General features: G+C 70.5%; 16 protein-coding genes. 8 read left to right on the top strand and 8 right to left on the bottom strand.

The window, feature by feature from the left end; all coding sequences use genetic code 11:
- The first annotated feature begins 473 nt into the window (after positions 1-473).
- Positions 474-2,240, top strand: a complete 1,767-nt coding sequence (locus AC2H4J_RS06840; RefSeq protein WP_487464100.1) for a hypothetical protein — start codon at positions 474-476, stop codon at positions 2,238-2,240.
- 471 nt (positions 2,241-2,711) lie between these two features.
- On the opposite strand, the gene AC2H4J_RS06835 is transcribed toward AC2H4J_RS06840, so the two are convergent.
- Positions 2,712-4,277: an acyl--CoA ligase family protein gene (locus AC2H4J_RS06835; protein ID WP_487464099.1), complete on the bottom strand. Its 1,566-nt coding sequence runs from the start codon at positions 4,275-4,277 to the stop codon at positions 2,712-2,714.
- 83 nt (positions 4,278-4,360) lie between these two features.
- Between AC2H4J_RS06835 and AC2H4J_RS06830 the strand changes: the two genes are divergently transcribed.
- Together AC2H4J_RS06830 and AC2H4J_RS06825 are read left to right on the top strand one after the other, a co-directional pair.
- Entirely contained in the window at positions 4,361-5,431 is a 1,071-nt protein-coding gene (locus AC2H4J_RS06830; protein ID WP_487464098.1) for a cyclase family protein, read from the top strand.
- Between the two features lie 35 nt (positions 5,432-5,466).
- On the top strand, positions 5,467-5,784 hold the full coding sequence (locus tag AC2H4J_RS06825; RefSeq protein WP_487464097.1) for a YciI family protein: 318 nt from the start codon (positions 5,467-5,469) through the stop codon (positions 5,782-5,784).
- Here the strand turns inward: AC2H4J_RS06825 and AC2H4J_RS06820 are convergent.
- Together AC2H4J_RS06820 and AC2H4J_RS06815 are read right to left on the bottom strand one after the other, a co-directional pair.
- Entirely contained in the window at positions 5,781-6,458 is a 678-nt protein-coding gene (locus AC2H4J_RS06820; protein WP_487464096.1) for a 3-oxoacid CoA-transferase subunit B, read from the bottom strand. The two genes, AC2H4J_RS06825 and AC2H4J_RS06820, sit on opposite strands and share 4 nt — an antisense overlap.
- Positions 6,455-7,183, bottom strand: coding sequence for a 3-oxoacid CoA-transferase subunit A (locus tag AC2H4J_RS06815; protein ID WP_487464095.1), 729 nt, complete (start codon positions 7,181-7,183; stop codon positions 6,455-6,457). The genes AC2H4J_RS06820 and AC2H4J_RS06815 overlap by 4 nt, the downstream gene beginning before the upstream one ends.
- 58 nt (positions 7,184-7,241) lie before the next feature.
- Between AC2H4J_RS06815 and AC2H4J_RS06810 the strand changes: the two genes are divergently transcribed.
- Positions 7,242-8,744: a TIGR00366 family protein gene (locus AC2H4J_RS06810; RefSeq protein ID WP_487464094.1), complete on the top strand. Its 1,503-nt coding sequence runs from the start codon at positions 7,242-7,244 to the stop codon at positions 8,742-8,744.
- 48 nt (positions 8,745-8,792) lie between these two features.
- Here AC2H4J_RS06810 and AC2H4J_RS06805 read toward each other — a convergent pair whose 3' ends face one another.
- Both AC2H4J_RS06805 and AC2H4J_RS06800 read right to left on the bottom strand, forming a co-directional pair.
- Positions 8,793-9,248, bottom strand: coding sequence for a MerR family transcriptional regulator (locus AC2H4J_RS06805; RefSeq protein ID WP_487464093.1), 456 nt, complete (start codon positions 9,246-9,248; stop codon positions 8,793-8,795).
- A complete protein-coding gene (locus tag AC2H4J_RS06800) occupies positions 9,245-9,433 on the bottom strand; it encodes a hypothetical protein (RefSeq protein WP_487464092.1) in 189 nt (62 codons plus the stop codon). The genes AC2H4J_RS06805 and AC2H4J_RS06800 overlap by 4 nt, the downstream gene beginning before the upstream one ends.
- A gap of 331 nt (positions 9,434-9,764) precedes the next feature.
- On the opposite strand from AC2H4J_RS06800, the gene AC2H4J_RS06795 reads away from it, so the two are divergent.
- Together AC2H4J_RS06795 and AC2H4J_RS06790 are read left to right on the top strand one after the other, a co-directional pair.
- Entirely contained in the window at positions 9,765-10,100 is a 336-nt protein-coding gene (locus tag AC2H4J_RS06795; protein ID WP_487464091.1) for a YnfA family protein, read from the top strand.
- 135 nt (positions 10,101-10,235) lie between these two features.
- Positions 10,236-12,077 carry a phosphoenolpyruvate carboxykinase (GTP) gene (locus AC2H4J_RS06790; RefSeq protein WP_487464090.1) on the top strand — a complete coding sequence of 614 codons (1,842 nt, stop codon included), beginning with the start codon at positions 10,236-10,238 and terminating at the stop codon, positions 12,075-12,077.
- 7 nt (positions 12,078-12,084) lie between these two features.
- Here AC2H4J_RS06790 and AC2H4J_RS06785 read toward each other — a convergent pair whose 3' ends face one another.
- Positions 12,085-12,966 carry an ABC transporter substrate-binding protein gene (locus AC2H4J_RS06785; RefSeq protein ID WP_487464089.1) on the bottom strand — a complete coding sequence of 294 codons (882 nt, stop codon included), beginning with the start codon at positions 12,964-12,966 and terminating at the stop codon, positions 12,085-12,087.
- A 428-nt stretch (positions 12,967-13,394) separates the two neighbouring features.
- Between AC2H4J_RS06785 and AC2H4J_RS06780 the strand changes: the two genes are divergently transcribed.
- Positions 13,395-14,132 carry an acetate uptake transporter family protein gene (locus AC2H4J_RS06780; protein ID WP_487464088.1) on the top strand — a complete coding sequence of 246 codons (738 nt, stop codon included), beginning with the start codon at positions 13,395-13,397 and terminating at the stop codon, positions 14,130-14,132.
- Between the two features lie 233 nt (positions 14,133-14,365).
- On the opposite strand, the gene AC2H4J_RS06775 is transcribed toward AC2H4J_RS06780, so the two are convergent.
- Positions 14,366-14,770, bottom strand: coding sequence for a VOC family protein (locus AC2H4J_RS06775; RefSeq protein ID WP_487464087.1), 405 nt, complete (start codon positions 14,768-14,770; stop codon positions 14,366-14,368).
- Between the two features lie 57 nt (positions 14,771-14,827).
- The gene (locus tag AC2H4J_RS06770) at positions 14,828-15,697 is read right to left on the bottom strand and encodes an alpha/beta fold hydrolase (RefSeq protein ID WP_487464086.1); all 870 of its coding nucleotides are present in this window, start codon (positions 15,695-15,697) and stop codon (positions 14,828-14,830) included.
- 317 nt (positions 15,698-16,014) lie between these two features.
- On the opposite strand from AC2H4J_RS06770, the gene AC2H4J_RS06765 reads away from it, so the two are divergent.
- Positions 16,015-16,479 carry a nuclear transport factor 2 family protein gene (locus AC2H4J_RS06765; RefSeq protein ID WP_487464085.1) on the top strand — a complete coding sequence of 155 codons (465 nt, stop codon included), beginning with the start codon at positions 16,015-16,017 and terminating at the stop codon, positions 16,477-16,479.
- Positions 16,480-16,530: the final 51 nt, after the last annotated feature.

The following is a 16,530-nucleotide window of genomic DNA, read 5'->3' as shown; positions in this document are numbered from 1 at the left end:
CGTCCTCGACCGGGCACCAGGGCCGGCCGTGACGTTGCGGTGACGCCGGGACGATTCACTGGCTCGTGCATGAGTACCCGGCCAGTCTGCGAACGACCGGCTAGCGCCTCGAGCACCGCAGGGGCACGCCGCATCGACGGCTCTCGGGTCGGGTCAGGACCCACCGAGGACATGACATGAGCGCAAGCCATGTGCCGCCAGGCAGCCGGTTCACAGCGGCCGGGACGAGCCGCCCTGGCCGCTTTCTGGCCCGGAACGGGCACCGGCAGCATGCCTTCGAGTTCTTCCGCCGCGGGGCCCCAGACGAAGCCGATCACCGGGGGACCCAGCACTCGCCGGCGCAGGCCGGCGGCGGAGCGGCAGAGCTCTCATCGCGAACCAGCGTGGGAGCTACGCCGACCGGGAGCGAGGGCACTCAACAGGAACGCACCACACAAGCGATCGCCCGTGGAAGGCAGCGGGTGTCACCTGTCGTGGACCAGGAAGAGTCGTCGCAGCTCAGCTCGTCTCCCGAGCTCATCTGGCCCATCGACGTCACCGAGGAGGCCCTGGACCTGGCCGGTCGCCATGTGAAGCTGCCCGAGCCGATGTGCGGCGAGATCGGGCGGCGGCTGCTCCTACAGAAGCTGAGAATGAGTTGTCGCGACCTGCGTCGCGTGGAGAAGATCACGTTCGAACGGGATCGGATCATCAGTCGGAACAACGCCATCGACCTACTGGTGCCCCCCGATGCTCCGCTGGTGGTCGATGGCCAGCAGAAGCGCTACTGGCTGGTCCCGCTCTCGGTGATGCGGCGGCGCACGCTGGTCAACTTCATCCTGTCTGACGACAGCGGTCACCGAATCACAACGCCAGGTCTTCGAGTCGTGCAGCAGTTGGATGAATCAGTCCTCCTGGCGGCGGCCGCTGCCGCGCTTCCTTCGCCACTCGACGCGGCGACGAGGCGCGAGCTCGAATACTTCACCCGCCACTTCATCGCCGGCGAGCGGCCTGACGTCCTGGACATGGCCGCGAGGCTCGAAGCGCGAGCTTCGCTGCTGATGCAGCGCCTCGCGGACGACGACCTCTTCATGTGGACCTTCGGGCGACTGCGGCACGGCTACACGTTGTACGTCCTGCTACCGGTCGAGCTCGGCCGTCATCGTCTGCTGCACATGTCGTTCACCGAACCGACGCGGTGGGCCTACCAGCGACCGGCATTGGATCGTCCTGAGCCCGGTCACCCCGACCCCCATTGCTACTACCGGACGGGCATGCCGGCGGGCCGGCTCGAATGGAGGCGCACGGCCGCGCGACTCGGTCTGCGGGCCACGAGGATCCGGTTCCAAATTCCCTCGGCGGAAGCAGCGGCCAGCTACCACTTCGAGGTGACCGCTCCTGCCGGCGTCCGCATGGAAAGAGCCACACTGCTGGCCGGGCGACCGAACCAACTCGACGAACCCATCTCCCTGGATCGAGTCGAGGGGCACTCGCCGACCATCGGCCTGCACGTGGTGGAGGTGCCGAACGGATCCTGCTGCCGCGTGCAACTCGACGTCGGGATCCCGACGCGGGGTTGGCTGACCACCATGCTGGCCTCCACATGGGTCATCCTCGCCGCGCTCGCAGTCGTGTCCCTGCCGTGGACCGTCCGCACAGCGGCCTGGGCCGACGGGAAGGTGCGCGATCTGGTGCTGGTGCTGGTCACCACGTCCGCGGGTGTGGCGGCTCTGATCGCGCACAACGACTTCGGCGAGGTCGCCGCGCGTCTGGTCGCTCCGGTCCGCGTGCTCGGCGCCGTCTTGGTAACGCTCCCGATCATCCAAGCCGGCCTCTTGGTCATCGCGCCCGACCCGTCAGGTGCGGCGGTGTTCTGGAACTGGGGCGAATACGCGATCCTCGGGTGCGCACTCGTCATCGTCGGACTGATCACTTTGGCCTGGACTCGGTCGTACATCTCCGAGCACGCCGACCGCGTCCGGTCCCCCTGGGACATGACCGTGGACGATCCGCTTCCGCCCCTCCCTCGCTTTTTCTGGCAGGCGGTAGACCAGTACGGATTCAACTCACCCGCCGTGGGAATCGAATCAGCTGAGGCCTGGCACGAATGGTATCTATGGTCAGATGAAAAGCAGGACCAGGCGGTCGTTTCGCTCATGACTCGACCACAGCCGCTCCCGCAGGAGATGACTGTCCCCTGCACGCATGGCCAGTTCGCCTGCCGGGGCAGTGCCGTTTGCCCCACCCGGCACATGCCTTGAGGCATGCCGCTGGAGTCGGCCCCTCAGGGCCTAGGCACTCGCACCACTTGCCTGCCTGCTCAGCTGGTCGAACCGTGGGCGATCACCGAAAAGGTTCTCGCCACTACTCGGCCTGTTCGCCCGCAGGGTACCTGGGGCTCGAGATCGAAGCCGGCGACCGAGGCGCACGCCACGCTCGACGTACGCGCTGGCCGACGGGGCCCCTGTGCCCCCGAGCAAACGGACGTCCGGGAAACGCGAGTCCTCCGTGTATGCGCTCGCGCGCTGGAAGTTCGGCAGGTCTACCGGATATTTGGCGAAATCGTCTCCCAAAGCCTGGCTCATGTGTTCGGCCGCCTCCGCCGGCAGTGACGACCGATAGGCATCCTGCACCCGAGCGAGCCGATCGGGTCCGACCCTCGTTTTCTGACCTGCGAGCTGAGGCAGGGCACGAGGTTCAGTGCCGAAGGGCACCGGGCGCGAGACTCCGACTCAGCTGGGGGCGAGAGTGCGGAGAACGTTCTTCTGGACCTTGCCGGTGGAGGTCTTCGGGAGCTCGCCGTACACGAATCTCTTGGGCACCTTGAAGCCGGCCAGGCGCGAGCGGACGAACGACGCCAGCTCTCCGTCGGCGACCTCCGCGTTCGGACGCAGGGTCACGTAGGCGACCGGGACCTCCCCCCACTTCTCGTGGGGCTCACCGACCACCGCCGACTCGAGCACGGCGGGATGTGCGTCGAGCGCCCGCTCGATCTCGACCGAGGAGATGTTCTCGCCCCCCGAGATGATGATGTCCTTGCTGCGGTCGCGGATCTCGAGGTAGCCGTCGGGATGGACCACCGCGAGGTCGCCGGTGCGGAACCAGGCGCCTCCGTCACCGGTCCCCGCAAGGGTCGAGGCGGCCGTGGCCTCGTCGTCGAGGTAGTAGCCCCGCATGACGTCGTTGCCCCGGGCGACGATCTCGCCGATGGTGGCGCCGTCCGCGGGGACGTCGGCGCCGTCCTCCGTGACGACCCGGAGCGCATCGGCGACGACGTTGCCGGTCCCCTGCCTCGCCTTGAGCTCGGCCTGCCGTTCCTCCGGAAGCTCGTCCCACTCGGGATGCCACTGGTTGATCGCGAGGGGCCCGTAGGTCTCTGTGAGCCCGTAGAGATGGGTGACATCCATGTTCAGTCGGGACATCCGTGACAGCAGCGTCGGCGACGGCGGCGCGCCCCCCGTCTGGACGTGCACCGGTCGCTCCAGCGGACCCGCCTCGGCCCCGGCCGAGTTCGCGATCATCGTGAGCACCGTCGGGGCCGCGCTGAAGTGCGTGATGCCCTCCGTGCGCAGCAGCCGCCAGATCTCGTCGGGATCCACCTTGGGCAGGCAGACGTGCGCCGCCCCGGCAGCCGACACGGCCCACGGGAAGCACCAGCCGTCGCAATGGAACATCGGCAGGGTCCACAGGTACCGGCTCGACGGCCCGAAGCCGCTGTGCATCGCCATGGCCAGCGACTGCAGATAGGCGCCGCGGTGGTGGTACATCACGCCCTTCGGGCGCCCGGTCGTGCCCGACGTGTAGTTCAGCGCCAGCAGGCTGCGCTCGTCCTCGCAGGGACGGGCGAGCGGCTCGGCGTCGGCGAGGAGCTGCTCGTACTCGTCGGCCTCACCTCCGGCGACCACCAGCGGGATGCCGACGGCCGAGGAGACCTTCTGGGCGGCAGCCTCCAGCTGGCCGTCGGCGACGAGCAGCCGCGCTCCGCAGTGCCGCACGATGTACTCCAGCTCCTCCGGGGAGAGCCGGACGTTCAGCGGGACCAGCACCGCACCGGCCCAGGGAACGCCGTTGTGGAGCTCGAGCATGGTCGAGCTGTTCACGCACAACGCGGCAACCCGGTCGCCGGGGAAGACCCCGCGGGAGCTGAGGGCGCCGGCCAGGCGCTGCGAGCGGTCGGCGAACTCGCGGTAGGTGAACCGGCGATCCCCGTCGATCACGGCTGTCCGGTCGGGGAACACCCGGGCCGATCGGTCCAGGAAGGCGGTCGGCGTGAGTTGCGTGAAGGTGAACGCGGCCATGATGTTCCTCCACGGTGACAGGTGCGTGCGGCCATCCCTGCCTACCCCGGACCACTGCCCTGTCACGCCCGAAGGGAGCTGCCATGAACGGAAGCCGCTGGATCCGCCGGCCGGAGGGCTCCACGTGGGGTGACTTCGGCCCCGACGACACGTGGGGCCGGCTCAACCTGATCGGTCCGGAGCAGGTGCGCAAGGGCGTCGCCGAGGTGCGCGACGGCCGCACCTTCTCCCTGTCGCTGCCGCTGGACCACCCCGGCGGGATGGTCCTGAACCCGAACCGCTACCCGCCGATCGTCCGGCCGTCGTTGCGGGCGGGCGCGGTGAACTTCAACTGCTCGCTGGGCGTCGCCCATCCCGGGGCGACCGACGTCGTGTCCGACGACCTGGTCGTCCTGCACACCCAGTACTCCACGCAGTGGGACGCGTTCGGCCACGCCGGGGCGGTCTTCGACGCGGACGGGGACGGGATCCCCGAACAGGTCTACTACAACGGCTGGCGGGCCGGCGTCGACGTGACCGGTCCCGACTCACCCGCGCGGGCCGGCCTGGCCAGCCTCGTCGACGTCGACGGCGCGGCCGACGGCCTGGCCTCGACCTCCTCTGCCGGCCCGGTGGACATCAGCTCCATGGCCCGCCACGGGGTGCAGGGGCGCGCCGTGCTCGTCGACCTGGCCGCGCACTACGGCACCGACCGCACGGTGATCGGCTACGACCGGCTGATGGCCGTCCTGCGGGACGACGAGGTGCTGGTCGAGCCGGGCGACATCCTGCTGCTGCACACCGGTTTCGCCCGGGTCGTGCTGGACCAGCAGCGGTCGCCGACCGCCGAGGCCCTGCAGGTCTGCGCGGTCCTGGACGGCGCCGACCCGGCTCTGCAGCAGTGGATCACCGACAGCGGGGTGGCGGCCATCGCGGCGGACAACTATGCCGTCGAGGCATATCCCGCCGCCGGTGCAGGCGTCGGCGACCCCGTGCTGCCCCTGCACGAGCTGTGCCTGTTCCGGTTGGGCGTGCACCTGGGTGAGCTGTGGTGGCTGAGCGAACTCGCCGAGCACCTGCGGGCAGCAGGGCGCTCCCGCCTGCTGCTCACGGCGCCGCCGCTGCGGCTGCCCGGTGCCACGGGCTCCCCGGTCACACCCATCGCCACCGTGTGAGGCGCGCGGGCCTGCGGTCGAGGATGCTGGCCGGCATGACCGCTCCCGTCTGGCTGCTGCTGACCCGGTACGTGCGCCCGCTGGCCGACGTCGACGCGCTGCGCTCCGAGCACCTCGCCCACCTCGAACGCCAGCGCGCCGCCGGTCACTTCCTCGCCTGGGGACGGCTGGTGCCGCCGAGCGGTGGGTTCATCCTCGCCCGCGGCCTGGACCGCACCGCCCTGGACGCCGTCCTGGCGGAGGATCCGTACACCGTGGGCGGCGTCGCGGAGTGGGACGTCCGCGAGCTGTCCCCCAGCGGCGGCTCGCCCCACCTCTTGGCTTCGCTGACCGGCGCGGACGCGGGCGCCTAGGTCGAGCCCACCGCCAGGACCTGCACATCGTCGGCGAAGCGGAGCTCTGCCCCGGTGAGCTCCTGGAGACCGCTCGGGGTCAACCCGTCGACCAGTTCCCGCACGAGCAGCCCCTCGTGGGTCACGTCGAGAACGGCGAGATCGGTGTAGATGCGGTCGACCACTCCTGCGGCGGTCAGTGGATACGTGCAGCGCTCCAGCAGCTTCGGCTCGCCGCCGGACGTGGTGTGGGTCGTGAGCACGAGGATCCGCCGGGCACCGACCGCGAGATCCATCGCACCGCCGACGGCCGGCGGGAAGTGCTCGTCGTCGGTCGCCCAGTTCGCCAGGTCGCCGTTCGCGGCCACCTGGAAGGCGCCCAGTACCGAGATGTCCAGGTGTCCGCCACGCATGATCATGAACGAATCGGTGTGGTGGAAGTACGCGGCACCGGGCAGCAGCGTGACCGGCTCCTTCCCGGCGTTGATCAGCTCGGGGTCCCCCTCCCCCGGCGCGGGGGCCGGCCCGACACCCAGGATCCCGTTCTCGCTGTGGTAGATCACCTCGCGGCCCTCGGGCACGAAATTGGCCACCAGGGTCGGCAGGCCGATGCCCAGGTTGACGTAGGACCCGTCGGGGATGTCCTCGGCCGCCCGCCGGGCCATGTCGGCGCGGGACAGCCGCTGGGCGGTCACCGGACGCCGTCCGGCTCGACGCGGACGACCCGGTCGACGAAGACACCCGGCGTCACCACCACCTCCGGGTCGATCCCGCCCAGTTCCACGAACTCACGCACCTGGACGACGGTCAGGTCGGCGGCCGCTGCCATGGTCGGGCCGAAGTTCCGGGCGGCCGAGTGATAGGTCAGGTTGCCCCACCGGTCGGCGCGATCGGCCTTGATCAGGGCGACGTCCCCGCGCAGCGGGCCCTCGAAGACGTGCCGGCGACCGGCGATCATGCGCACCTCCTTGCCCTCCGCGAGCAGCGAATCGGCCCCCGCGGGGGTGAAGAAGCCACCGAGCCCGGCGCCGGCGCACCGCATCCGCTCACTCAGCGTGCCCTGCGGCACCAGCTCCAGTTCGATGTCGCGAGCGCGGTAGAGCTCCTCGAACCAGATCGAGCCCTTGGAGCGCGGATACGAGCAGATGATCTTGCGGACCCGGCGCTCGCGCAGCAGGGCGGCGACGTCGGTGTCGCCGCTGCCGGCATTGTTGGTGACGACGGTGAGGTCGCGGGCTCCCTGCTCGAGCAGCGCGTGCGTCAGCTCGACCGGCACGCCCGAGTTCCCGAAGCCGCCGATGAGCACCGTGGCGCCGTCGCGGACTCCGTCGACGGCGGCCGCCAGCGTGGCGACCCGCTTGTCCAGCACGGCTCCCCCCTCCGACGGGCAACGGAACCTCGACGCGCGGATGGCGCGCACACGAGGGACAGTACGAAAGGCCGGACCCGGCCGCCCTTCGTGCATCAGGGGAATGCAGATGAAGCGCTTCACGAACGCCTGCGTCCGGTACGTCGAGCGGCTCATGCCCGACCCGTTCCTGCTGGCGGTGCTGCTCACCGTCGTGGCCGTCCTGGCCGTCTTCGTCTTCGTGCCGGGCACCTCCCCCGGCGGGCTCCTCGACGCCTGGTTCGGCGGCGTCTGGGGGCCGAAGAACATCTTCTCGTTCGCTCTCCAGATGATCATCATCCTGGTGGCCGGCTACACCCTGGCCGAGGCGCCGATCGTGCAACGGGGTCTGGACCGGATCGCGGCGCTGCCGAAGACGCAGTTCCAGGCGGCGATGACCTGCTTCTTCGCTGCCGCCGTCGCGTCCCTGCTGAACTGGGGACTCGGCCTCGTGGTGGGGGCGCTGGTGGCCCGCCGGATCGCGCTGCGGATGCACGACATCCACTTCGGCTACCTCGTGGCCGCCGGATACGCCGGCTTCATCATCTGGGCGTCCGGATTCTCCAGCTCCATCGCGCTGGCCAACACCGACCCGAACAGCCCGCTCAACGTCATCCACTCGCTGACCAAGCGGAACCTCACGCTCTGGGACGCCCTCGCCCAGCCGGCCAACTGGGTGCCGGTGCTGGTCATGCTCGCCGTCGTACCGCTGCTGCTGCGCTCGATGCTGCCCAGCACCGTGCTCCGCCCGGACGATGCATTGTTCGACGAGGACGACCCGGGCCGCCGGTCCCGTGGCAGGGACGGCCGGGACGGCGTCGACGGCGATCGCGGCACGCCCGCCGACGACGAACTGATGCCGCCCACCGGCGACGGATCCGGGGCCGGCGCGGTCGAGACCGAGCGGCGCACGGACACGGTGACCGAGACCGTCGCCCGGCCCACTCTCGCCCAGCGCCTCGAGAACATGTGGCTGATCAACGTCCTGCTGGCCGCCGCGGGCCTGGCCTACTTCGTGCGCAGCGGGTTCACCCTCGACATCACCGCCATGGTCATGCTGTTCACGGTGCTCGGGCTGCTGCTCCACTGGACGCCGATCCGTTTCATCGGCGCCTTCACCGGGGCGGCCAAGACCGCCGGGCCGCTCATCCTGCAGTACCCGCTCTACGGCGGCGTCATCGCGCTGCTCGGCTACGCACCGGCCAAGGACGTCCACTCGTTGGCAGTGGTCATCTCCGATGGCATCTCGGCGGCGGCCAACAGCACAACGCTGCCCTTCTTCCACTTCCTGGCGTCGAACATCATCACGCTGTTCGTGCCGTCCGGCGGCGGGCACTGGGCCGTCCAGGGGCCCGTCGCCGTCCAGTCCGCGATCGATCTGCACTCCACGTCACCGGGCTACCTGGGCAAGCTGTCCATGTCGGTCGCGGCCGGCGAGCAGGTGGCGAACATGATCCAGCCGTTCTGGCTGCTGCCGGTCCTGGCGATCGCCAAGCTCAACGTCCGCGACGTCATGGGCTTCACGGTTGTGCTCTTCCTCGTGGGGCTCGTCGTCTTCGGCCTCGCGTTCCTGCTCATCCCCGCAGTGGGCTGAGCGGACCGGCTCGGGGTCAGCGGCAGATGCCGGAGGACGTCAGTCACGTCACCGGCTCGTCGGGCAACATGAGCTCGAGGATGCCCGAAGCACATCGGCCAGCGGCTCCTCGGCGTGCTCCAGCCAGTAGGTGTGGGCTGCGACGAGTGCCGCCGGAACGGCGGGCGCCATGGCTCGTGTCCGCTGCTGCAGCCCGCCGGCTCCGCCGCTCCTGCGCCGCGACCGTCCGGCGTGCGTGTGCGAGCGGCGGCCGACGTCGAGCAGGTCGGCGATCTCGTCGAGGGTGAACCCCAGCCGCTGCGCGGCCTTGATGACCCGCAACGTGGTCACCGCGGAGTCCGGGTGCAGGCGGTGCCCGCCGGGGCTGCGGTGCGGCTCGGCGAGCAGGCGGCGCCGTTCGTAGTAGCGAAGCGTCTCGATGTTCACACCGGCGGCAGGAGCGACCTGCCCGCTGCGCAGCCCTGCCGGGGCGGGGACGGCACCGGCCACGCTGACGGTGGTCATGCCGTCGGCCGGCGGGCGGCGCGCTGCACGAGGGCGTCGAGGACGTCGGCGCGGGCGGTCGGCACCTCGATGTCCAGGGCGATCACCGTCTCGCCCAGCACGCCGTCGTCCGCGGGATCGACGTCCGTCACGGTGAAGGTGAAGAAGGAGCAGCAGGAGCTCTCCGCGAAGGCCAGCTGCTGCACCCTGCCCCGCAGGGTGTCGTCTCCTGGAGCACCAGGCGCGCCCGCGGGACGCCCGGCGTCGGCCGCTGCACGACGCGCAGAGCGGAGGCGAACAGTGCGTCGAACTCGGCCACGCGCAGCGGGCGCTCAGCGGTCGGTAACGCGCACGTGTCCACCGGAACCTAGCCCGCGCCCGGGGCAGGGACGCCGAGGTCGGTCATCGAAGCGGTCATGAGCTGAACGTTAAGCCCGTACCTCGGTACGGAATGCAACGGAAGCCTCGGACGTCTTCCAGCGCGTGGGCCATGGGCGGAGCGGCCCGGGACTGCCGGCGGCTGAGAGGCTGCGGGTCATGACGGTTGCGCGTTCGATCCTGCTGTTCGTCCTGGCCGCGGTCGCCGAGATCGGCGGAGCATGGCTGATCTGGCAGGGCGTGCGAGAGCACCGCGGCTGGCTGTGGATCGGCCTGGGCGTGCTCGCGCTCGGCGCGTACGGGTTCGTGGCCACACTGCAGCCCGACGCGAGCTTCGGCCGCATCCTGGCCGCGTACGGCGGAGTGTTCGTCGCCGGGAGCCTCGCCTGGGGGATGCTGCTGGACGGGTTCCGCCCCGACCGGTACGACGTGGTCGGTGCCCTCATCTGCCTGGTCGGCGTTGCGGTGATCATGTACGCGCCTCGTGCGGCCTAGCCCGCGCGCGGTGGTGCGGTGGAGATGCGACGCCCCCGCGCCGGCACGCCGCAGTGACCGGTGCCACACCATTCGTGCACCCCTTAGCGGTGACTCGGGTGGCGCGGGTGCCCCCCTTCCCGAGAAGCTGCGGGTGTGACCGACATCGACGCCGTGATGGACCAGGCAGGCCTCCGCAACCAGCACGTCCGTGAGTACGTGCACCAGTGGTTCCGACTCACCGGCGCCGACCGGCTCGAGGTCATCAACGCCTCGGATGACGACCGGCTGCTGCGCGAGGCGCTGGACGCGGGCGAGCTGGCCCCCGCCGGCGAAGGCCGCTACTACTCGCGCAGCCATCCCAAGGACACCGCCCGGTCCGAGGAGCGCACCGTCGTGGCGACCAGCAACCCCGCCGACAAGGGCGTCTACAACAACTGGCGGCCGGCCGCGGAGATGCGTCCCCTGCTCGAGGACCGGATGCGCGGCGCCTCAGCGGGCAAGACCATGTACGTCGTCCCGTACCTGATGGCACCGCCGGGCTCGCCGCTGGAGGCCTACGCGGCGGGGGTCGAACTCACCGACACCCGCACCGTCGTCCTGCACATGATCCGGATGGCCCGGGTCGGCGTGGACCACGTCAACGACCTCGCCGACCAGGACAGCTTCGTCCGCGCGGTGCACGTCACCGGCGACCTGGAGGGTCTCGGCCACGGGACGGAGGACGACCAGCGCTACTTCGTGACCCTGGCCGACGAGCGCACGATCCTGCACTACGGCTCCTCCTACGGCGGCAACGCCCTGCTGGGCAAGATCGCGCACGGCCTGCGCCAGGCCACCTACGACGGCTGGAGCTCCGGGAAGTTCCTGGCCGAGCAGTTCCTCCTGCTCGGCATCACCGACAAGGAGACGGGGCGCAAGTACCACATCTGCGGCGGCATGCCGAGCGCGTCGGGCAAGACCAACCTGGCGATGACGCTCGCCCCCGACGCCCTCGGGGACAGGTACCACGTCGACTTCTACGGGGACGACATCGCGTGGCTGCGGGTCGACCCCGAGGACGGGCGCATCTACGCGATCAACCCCGAGTTCGGCGTCTTCGGCGTCGCGAAGGACACCAACGAGACGACCAACCCGACGGCGGTGGCGGCGATCGCCGAGGGCACCGGCACGATCTTCACCAACGTCGCCTACAACGAGGACACGCACGAGGTCTGGTGGGAGGGCAAGACCCCCGGGCCGCCGGAGGACGTCACCGGCTGGCGGGACTGGAAGGGCGAGCTGATCTCCGAGCGGTCGGACGCCGACCGGAGCACGCCGTGGGCGCACCCGAACAGCCGGTTCACCACCACCCTGGAGCACGTGCCGAACATCGCCCCCGACTTCGACACCCCCAAGGGCGTGCCGATCGACGCGATCATCTTCGGCGGCCGCACTCGTGACCGCGAGCCGCTCGTCCGGGCGATCACCGACCTGGCCGAAGGCGTCTACGACGGCCTGACCCTGGGCGCGGAGGCGACGTTCGCCGCCGAGGGCACGGAGGGCGTGCTGCGGTACGACCCCATGTCGATGCGCCCCTTCATGGCGTACTCCGAGGGCGCCTATGCGGCGCACTGGCTGAAGGTCATCGGGTCGGCCACCGACCAGCCGATCTTCGCCCACGTCAACTGGTTCCAGCGCGACCCCGACGACGGCCACTTCCTCTGGCCGGGCTACCGGGACAACCTGCGCCCCCTGCTGTGGCTCCTGCAGCTGCGCAACGGCGAGGTGTCCGGCAGGCAGACGCCGGTCGGCATCGTCCCCAGGCCGGAAGAGCTCGTCCTCGACGGGATGGATCTGCACCCCGGGGATCTCGACCGGCTCCTCACCATCGACACGGCCCGTTGGCGGCAGGAGATGGAGCACCGCGAGGAGCACCTGGCCCAGTTCGCCGACCTTCCGGAGGAGATCTGGGTGGCCCATCGCCGGGTGGCGGCCGCGCTCGACGAGGAGGACTGACCGTTCCTCAGCCGACGACGGCGTCCTGGTAGAACGTCCCGCTCGCCGGGACGCCGTCGAGCAGCTCCCACTCCCGCATCCAGCCCTGCGTCCGATCGAACATCTCCCGGGTGTAGGCCTGCGGCACGATGCGCTCCCCCGGGCCGAAGCGCCTAACATCCACCAGCTCCAGCAGGTCCGGCGGCATCTCCCGAGCCCAGTGGTGGCTGTACCGCGGCAGCTCGAGGTCGATCTCCTGCTGTGCATGCAGGAGCGCCCGGAAGTACCGGCCGACGTCCTCGGGGTCTGCCTGCGGGGACAGCAGGAAACCCATGACGAACGACGTGTCCACCAGCTTGCGGAAGCCCTGCTGTTCGAGCAGGTACGCCTGCGCCCCCCACACGTTGATCGCAGCGACACGGCCCGCGAGAGCCAGTCGCACCCGGTCGAAGGGCCGACCGACGAAGCTCAGGGCGATGTCTCTGCGGTCCAGGAACGCTTCGAGGGCCTGCAGCGCGGAATAGTGGCTGCCCGAGTGGTAGCCCACGCCCACCTCGACGCCGGCGAGATCCTCCGGCCGCGTCAGCTCGGAGTCCGCCGCGACGTAGATGCCGGCCGGGCACACGGAGTAGGCATTCCCGTACATCTTGCCGTGCTGGGCGCTCGCCGCCGCGTTCACCGCCCAGTGACAGGCGCAGGAGACATCGGAGGAGCGCCCGGCCTCCATGTCCTCGAAGGCGCCGCTGCGGACGGAGATCGGCGCCGTGGCAGCGGAGCTCACGGTTGCCGCCGACCCCATGTCGAATCCATCGACGTGGAACTCGTAGTCCAGCCCCTCCGCGGTGAAGAACCCGCGCTCCTCGGCCACCCATTCCTGGAGCCGCACATGCGGCTGGATCTTGAAGACCATGTCGACCGATCTCCTTCCGGTCCGGACCACGGGCGAGTCATGCCGCCTACCTGTGGACGCTACGACGGTGGCGGCGGCCCAGCAACGGCCGTTGGCCGGCGCCACGCCCGATCGGAAACGCTGCAGGGGCCTTGCGCACGACGGCTGCGGGGGCCATTCTTGCCATGTACCAACTGTGGCCCTTTAGAACACGAGGAGAGCCGGGCCCGGCGCCCAAGCACGCCAGACCGCGACGCCCCGGGAACGGAGCATCTGTGGGGCAGGTCCGCTTCAGCGCCGGCGAGCCGTCGTGCCGCCTCGTGCATGCCTCCGCCGCGCAGCCCGAAGGGCCCTGAGCCGCCCCGAGCAGACGCGTACCCGGCCGCGACGGCACCACATCCCCAATCCCGCCGTCCTCGTCGACGGCATTTCTCGCCTCGGAGCACGACATGACACAGATCAAGGCACCTCGCGATCCCGCCGTACGGGACTCCGCCTACGACATCGATCCCGACTTCTGGCGGCAGCACAGTCAGATCTCGCTGCAACCGGTGGCTGCCCCGTCGATCCTCGGCCTCTACGGCTTCGCCGGTGCGACCTTCATCGTCGCGTCCAACCTCGCCGGCTGGTGGGGCACCGACACGTCGGCGCAGTACCTGTTCCCGTTCGCCGCCTTCTTCGGCGGCATGGCCCAACTGCTGGCCGGTATGTGGGCGTACCGGGCCCGTGACGGGCTGGCGACCGCCATGCACGGAACCTGGGGAGCGTTCTGGCTCGCCTACGGCCTGCTCAACCTGCTGGTGGCCGTCGGTGCCCTCACGGTGCCGACCGGGGCGTTCGTCGCGCTGGGCTACTGGTTCATCGTCCTGGCAGCCATCACGTGGGCGGGCGCGGCGGCGGCCCTCTACGAGAACCTCGCGCTGACCGGCGTGCTCACCCTGCTGGCTGCCGGCTCGACCTTCGCGGCGATCGGCTACACGCTGGACCAGCACTGGGCGGTGACCACCGCCGGATGGCTGTTGGTCTGCTCGGCGATCCTCGCCTGGTACGTCGCCACGGCGATGATGCTGCAGGGCGTCCGCGGCAGGGCCGTCCTCCCCGTCGGCAAGCGGGAGCCGCTGGACACCTCCGCCGCCGGACTCATCCAGTTCCGCACCGGTGAACCGGGCGTCCGGCACGGTCAATAGGCCGGACGTCGGCCGAGCCGTCGCGTCGCGCAGGTCCGGGGTCGGCCCGCACCGGCCGGGCCCGGTCCTGCGGTGTGTTCTGCGTCCGCCCCGCCTCGTCCACCTCGGCCGCCGGTCCAGTCGCCGCTCTCGGACCGAGCTGGAGGTGATGGGCACGAGTGGGTGAGGCCGGTGGTGCGCCGGACGTCGAACCGGCCCGTCGCCCGCTGAACCGAGTCCGTGGCGAGCGGTCCTCAGCCCGACCCGACGGGGTGCTCCGCCTGCGCGGGTTCGAACAGTTCGACCGGATTGCCCGACGGATCCTCCAGGATGATCTGCCTGCCGCCCACTCCCGTGACGATCTCGTTGCGGAAGCGGACGCCCGCCGAGCGCAGGGACGCCACGGTTCCCTCCAGATCGGAGGTCTCGAGGGAGAACCGATTCCACCCACCCGGACGGGGCGGCGTGCCATCGGGCATCGACTGCCCGCCACCACCGCGCCCGCTGGGTGCACTCAGCGCGAGCCGGAGATCACCGCGGAGGAGCAGAGCGAAGGTGGGCGCCGGGTGCAGTTGTTCCTGGAACCCGAGGTGCCGGCAGTAGAAGTCGATCGACGCGTCGACGTCGTCGACGATGTAGCGGACGGTCACCGTGGCCATCGACTGCCTCCTTGCCCGACAGGGCCAGGGTGGTCCCCCGTCAGGCCGTCGTCCAGGTCAGCTCTCGACCGAGCGGCGCTCGAGCAGGCGTAGCTCCTCGAGCATCACCTCCGGATACTGCAACGGCAGGAAATGGGTGCCCATCAACACGCGGAGCCGGGCACCGCGCACCTCCCGGGCCGCGGCGCGGACGTCGGCGACGTCGACCAGGGAGTCGTAGCGACCAGCCAGGAAGGTGACGGCGCAGCGAAGGGACGACACATCGAGTGGCGCGTGCTCCGCGAGCCCGAGCGACAGTCGCCGGTACCAGGACCAGTCATGCGTCGAGAACTCCTGCAGCACCGCGCGCAGGGCGCCCGGATGCGCGGCTTCCCGGACCGGGCCGCGCAGGGCCGCGCTCGTGAACATGTCCCGCCACGGTGGCAGGCTCGCCACGGCCACCGGCAGCAGCGGTCCCATGACCGGGAGCAGGCGGCTGCTGAGCCGGCCCAACCGCGCCCGCAACGGCCGCGGCACACCGAGCGTCGCGAACATCGACGAGTAGCTGCCGCCCGGAACGCCTGCGACGGCGAGCAGGGCGCGCACCCGGTCCGGCTCCTGCACGGCCAGCTCGAAGGCCACGTTGACGCCGAGCGACCAGCCCACGATCGTCGTCGGAGGCATGTCGAAGGCATCGAGCACGGCACGGGCGTCGTCGGCGTGGTCCTCGACGCGAACCCGTTCGTGATCGGCCGGCCGCTCCGAGCCGCCCAGCCCCCGCTGGTCCCAGCTGACCACCCGGTAGCCGCTGTCCGGCGCGATGATCTGCGGCCAGGCCGCGGCCGGCGTGCCGAGCCCGTTGCAGAGCAGGACCGGCGTCCCGGCACCGTCGTTGCACCACGCGCGGATGACCGTGCCGTCGGCGCTCCGCGCGAGGCGGGTGCTCATGCGCCCACCTCGCCGCCGGACAGGCCCACCTGCACCATCCGTCCACCCTCGGCCAGCAGGTCGACGGCGGCAACCGCTCGAGGCGGCGACGAGGTGATGGCGCTGTTCGACCCGTCAGCCGGAGCACGCGCTGGTCGGCAACATCGGGGCCGGGCAGATGCGCACCCTCACCGCGATCGGGGACACCACCGACCTCGCCGCCCGGCTCCAGGGCGGCTGAGGGAACGGGCGCGGGCTGGAGTCCGGCGCGACGCCGTGGCACGGTGCCCTAGCCGTAATGGCTCCGTCCGCCGCCGTCCTCCGAGAGGAAATCCGTCATGACGCGACCCCCGCTCCCCCCGTTCGACCGGGAGACGGCAGCGCAGAAGGTGCGCCTGGCCGAGGACGGCTGGAACACACGCGATCCGGAGAAGGTCGCCGCCGCGTACACGGTCGACTCGCAGTGGCGCAACCGGGCGGAGTTCGTCAACGGGCGGGAGGCGATCGTGGCCTTCCTGACGCGCAAGTGGCAGCGGGAGCTGGAGTACCGGCTGATCAAGGAGCTGTGGGCCTTCGACGGCAACCGCATCGCCGTCCGCTTCGCCTACGAGTCCCACGACGACTCCGGCAACTGGTTTCGGTCCTACGGCAACGAGAACTGGGAGTTCGAGGAGAACGGCCTGATGCGCCGGCGCCACGCGAGCATCAACGATCTGCCCATCGCCGCGGCCGACCGCCTCTACCACTGGCCGCAGGGACGGCGACCCGACGACCACCCGGGACTGAGCGATCTCGGGCTCTGACCGGGCGCCTCGCGGGGATCCCCGCCGCGCCGGACGACGGGTCGACCGGCA

It is taken from the genome of Blastococcus sp. OS1-29 (assembly GCF_057628075.1).
Note: the sequence above shows the minus strand (reverse complement) of the source record. Positions and strands in the feature narration are given on the sequence as shown.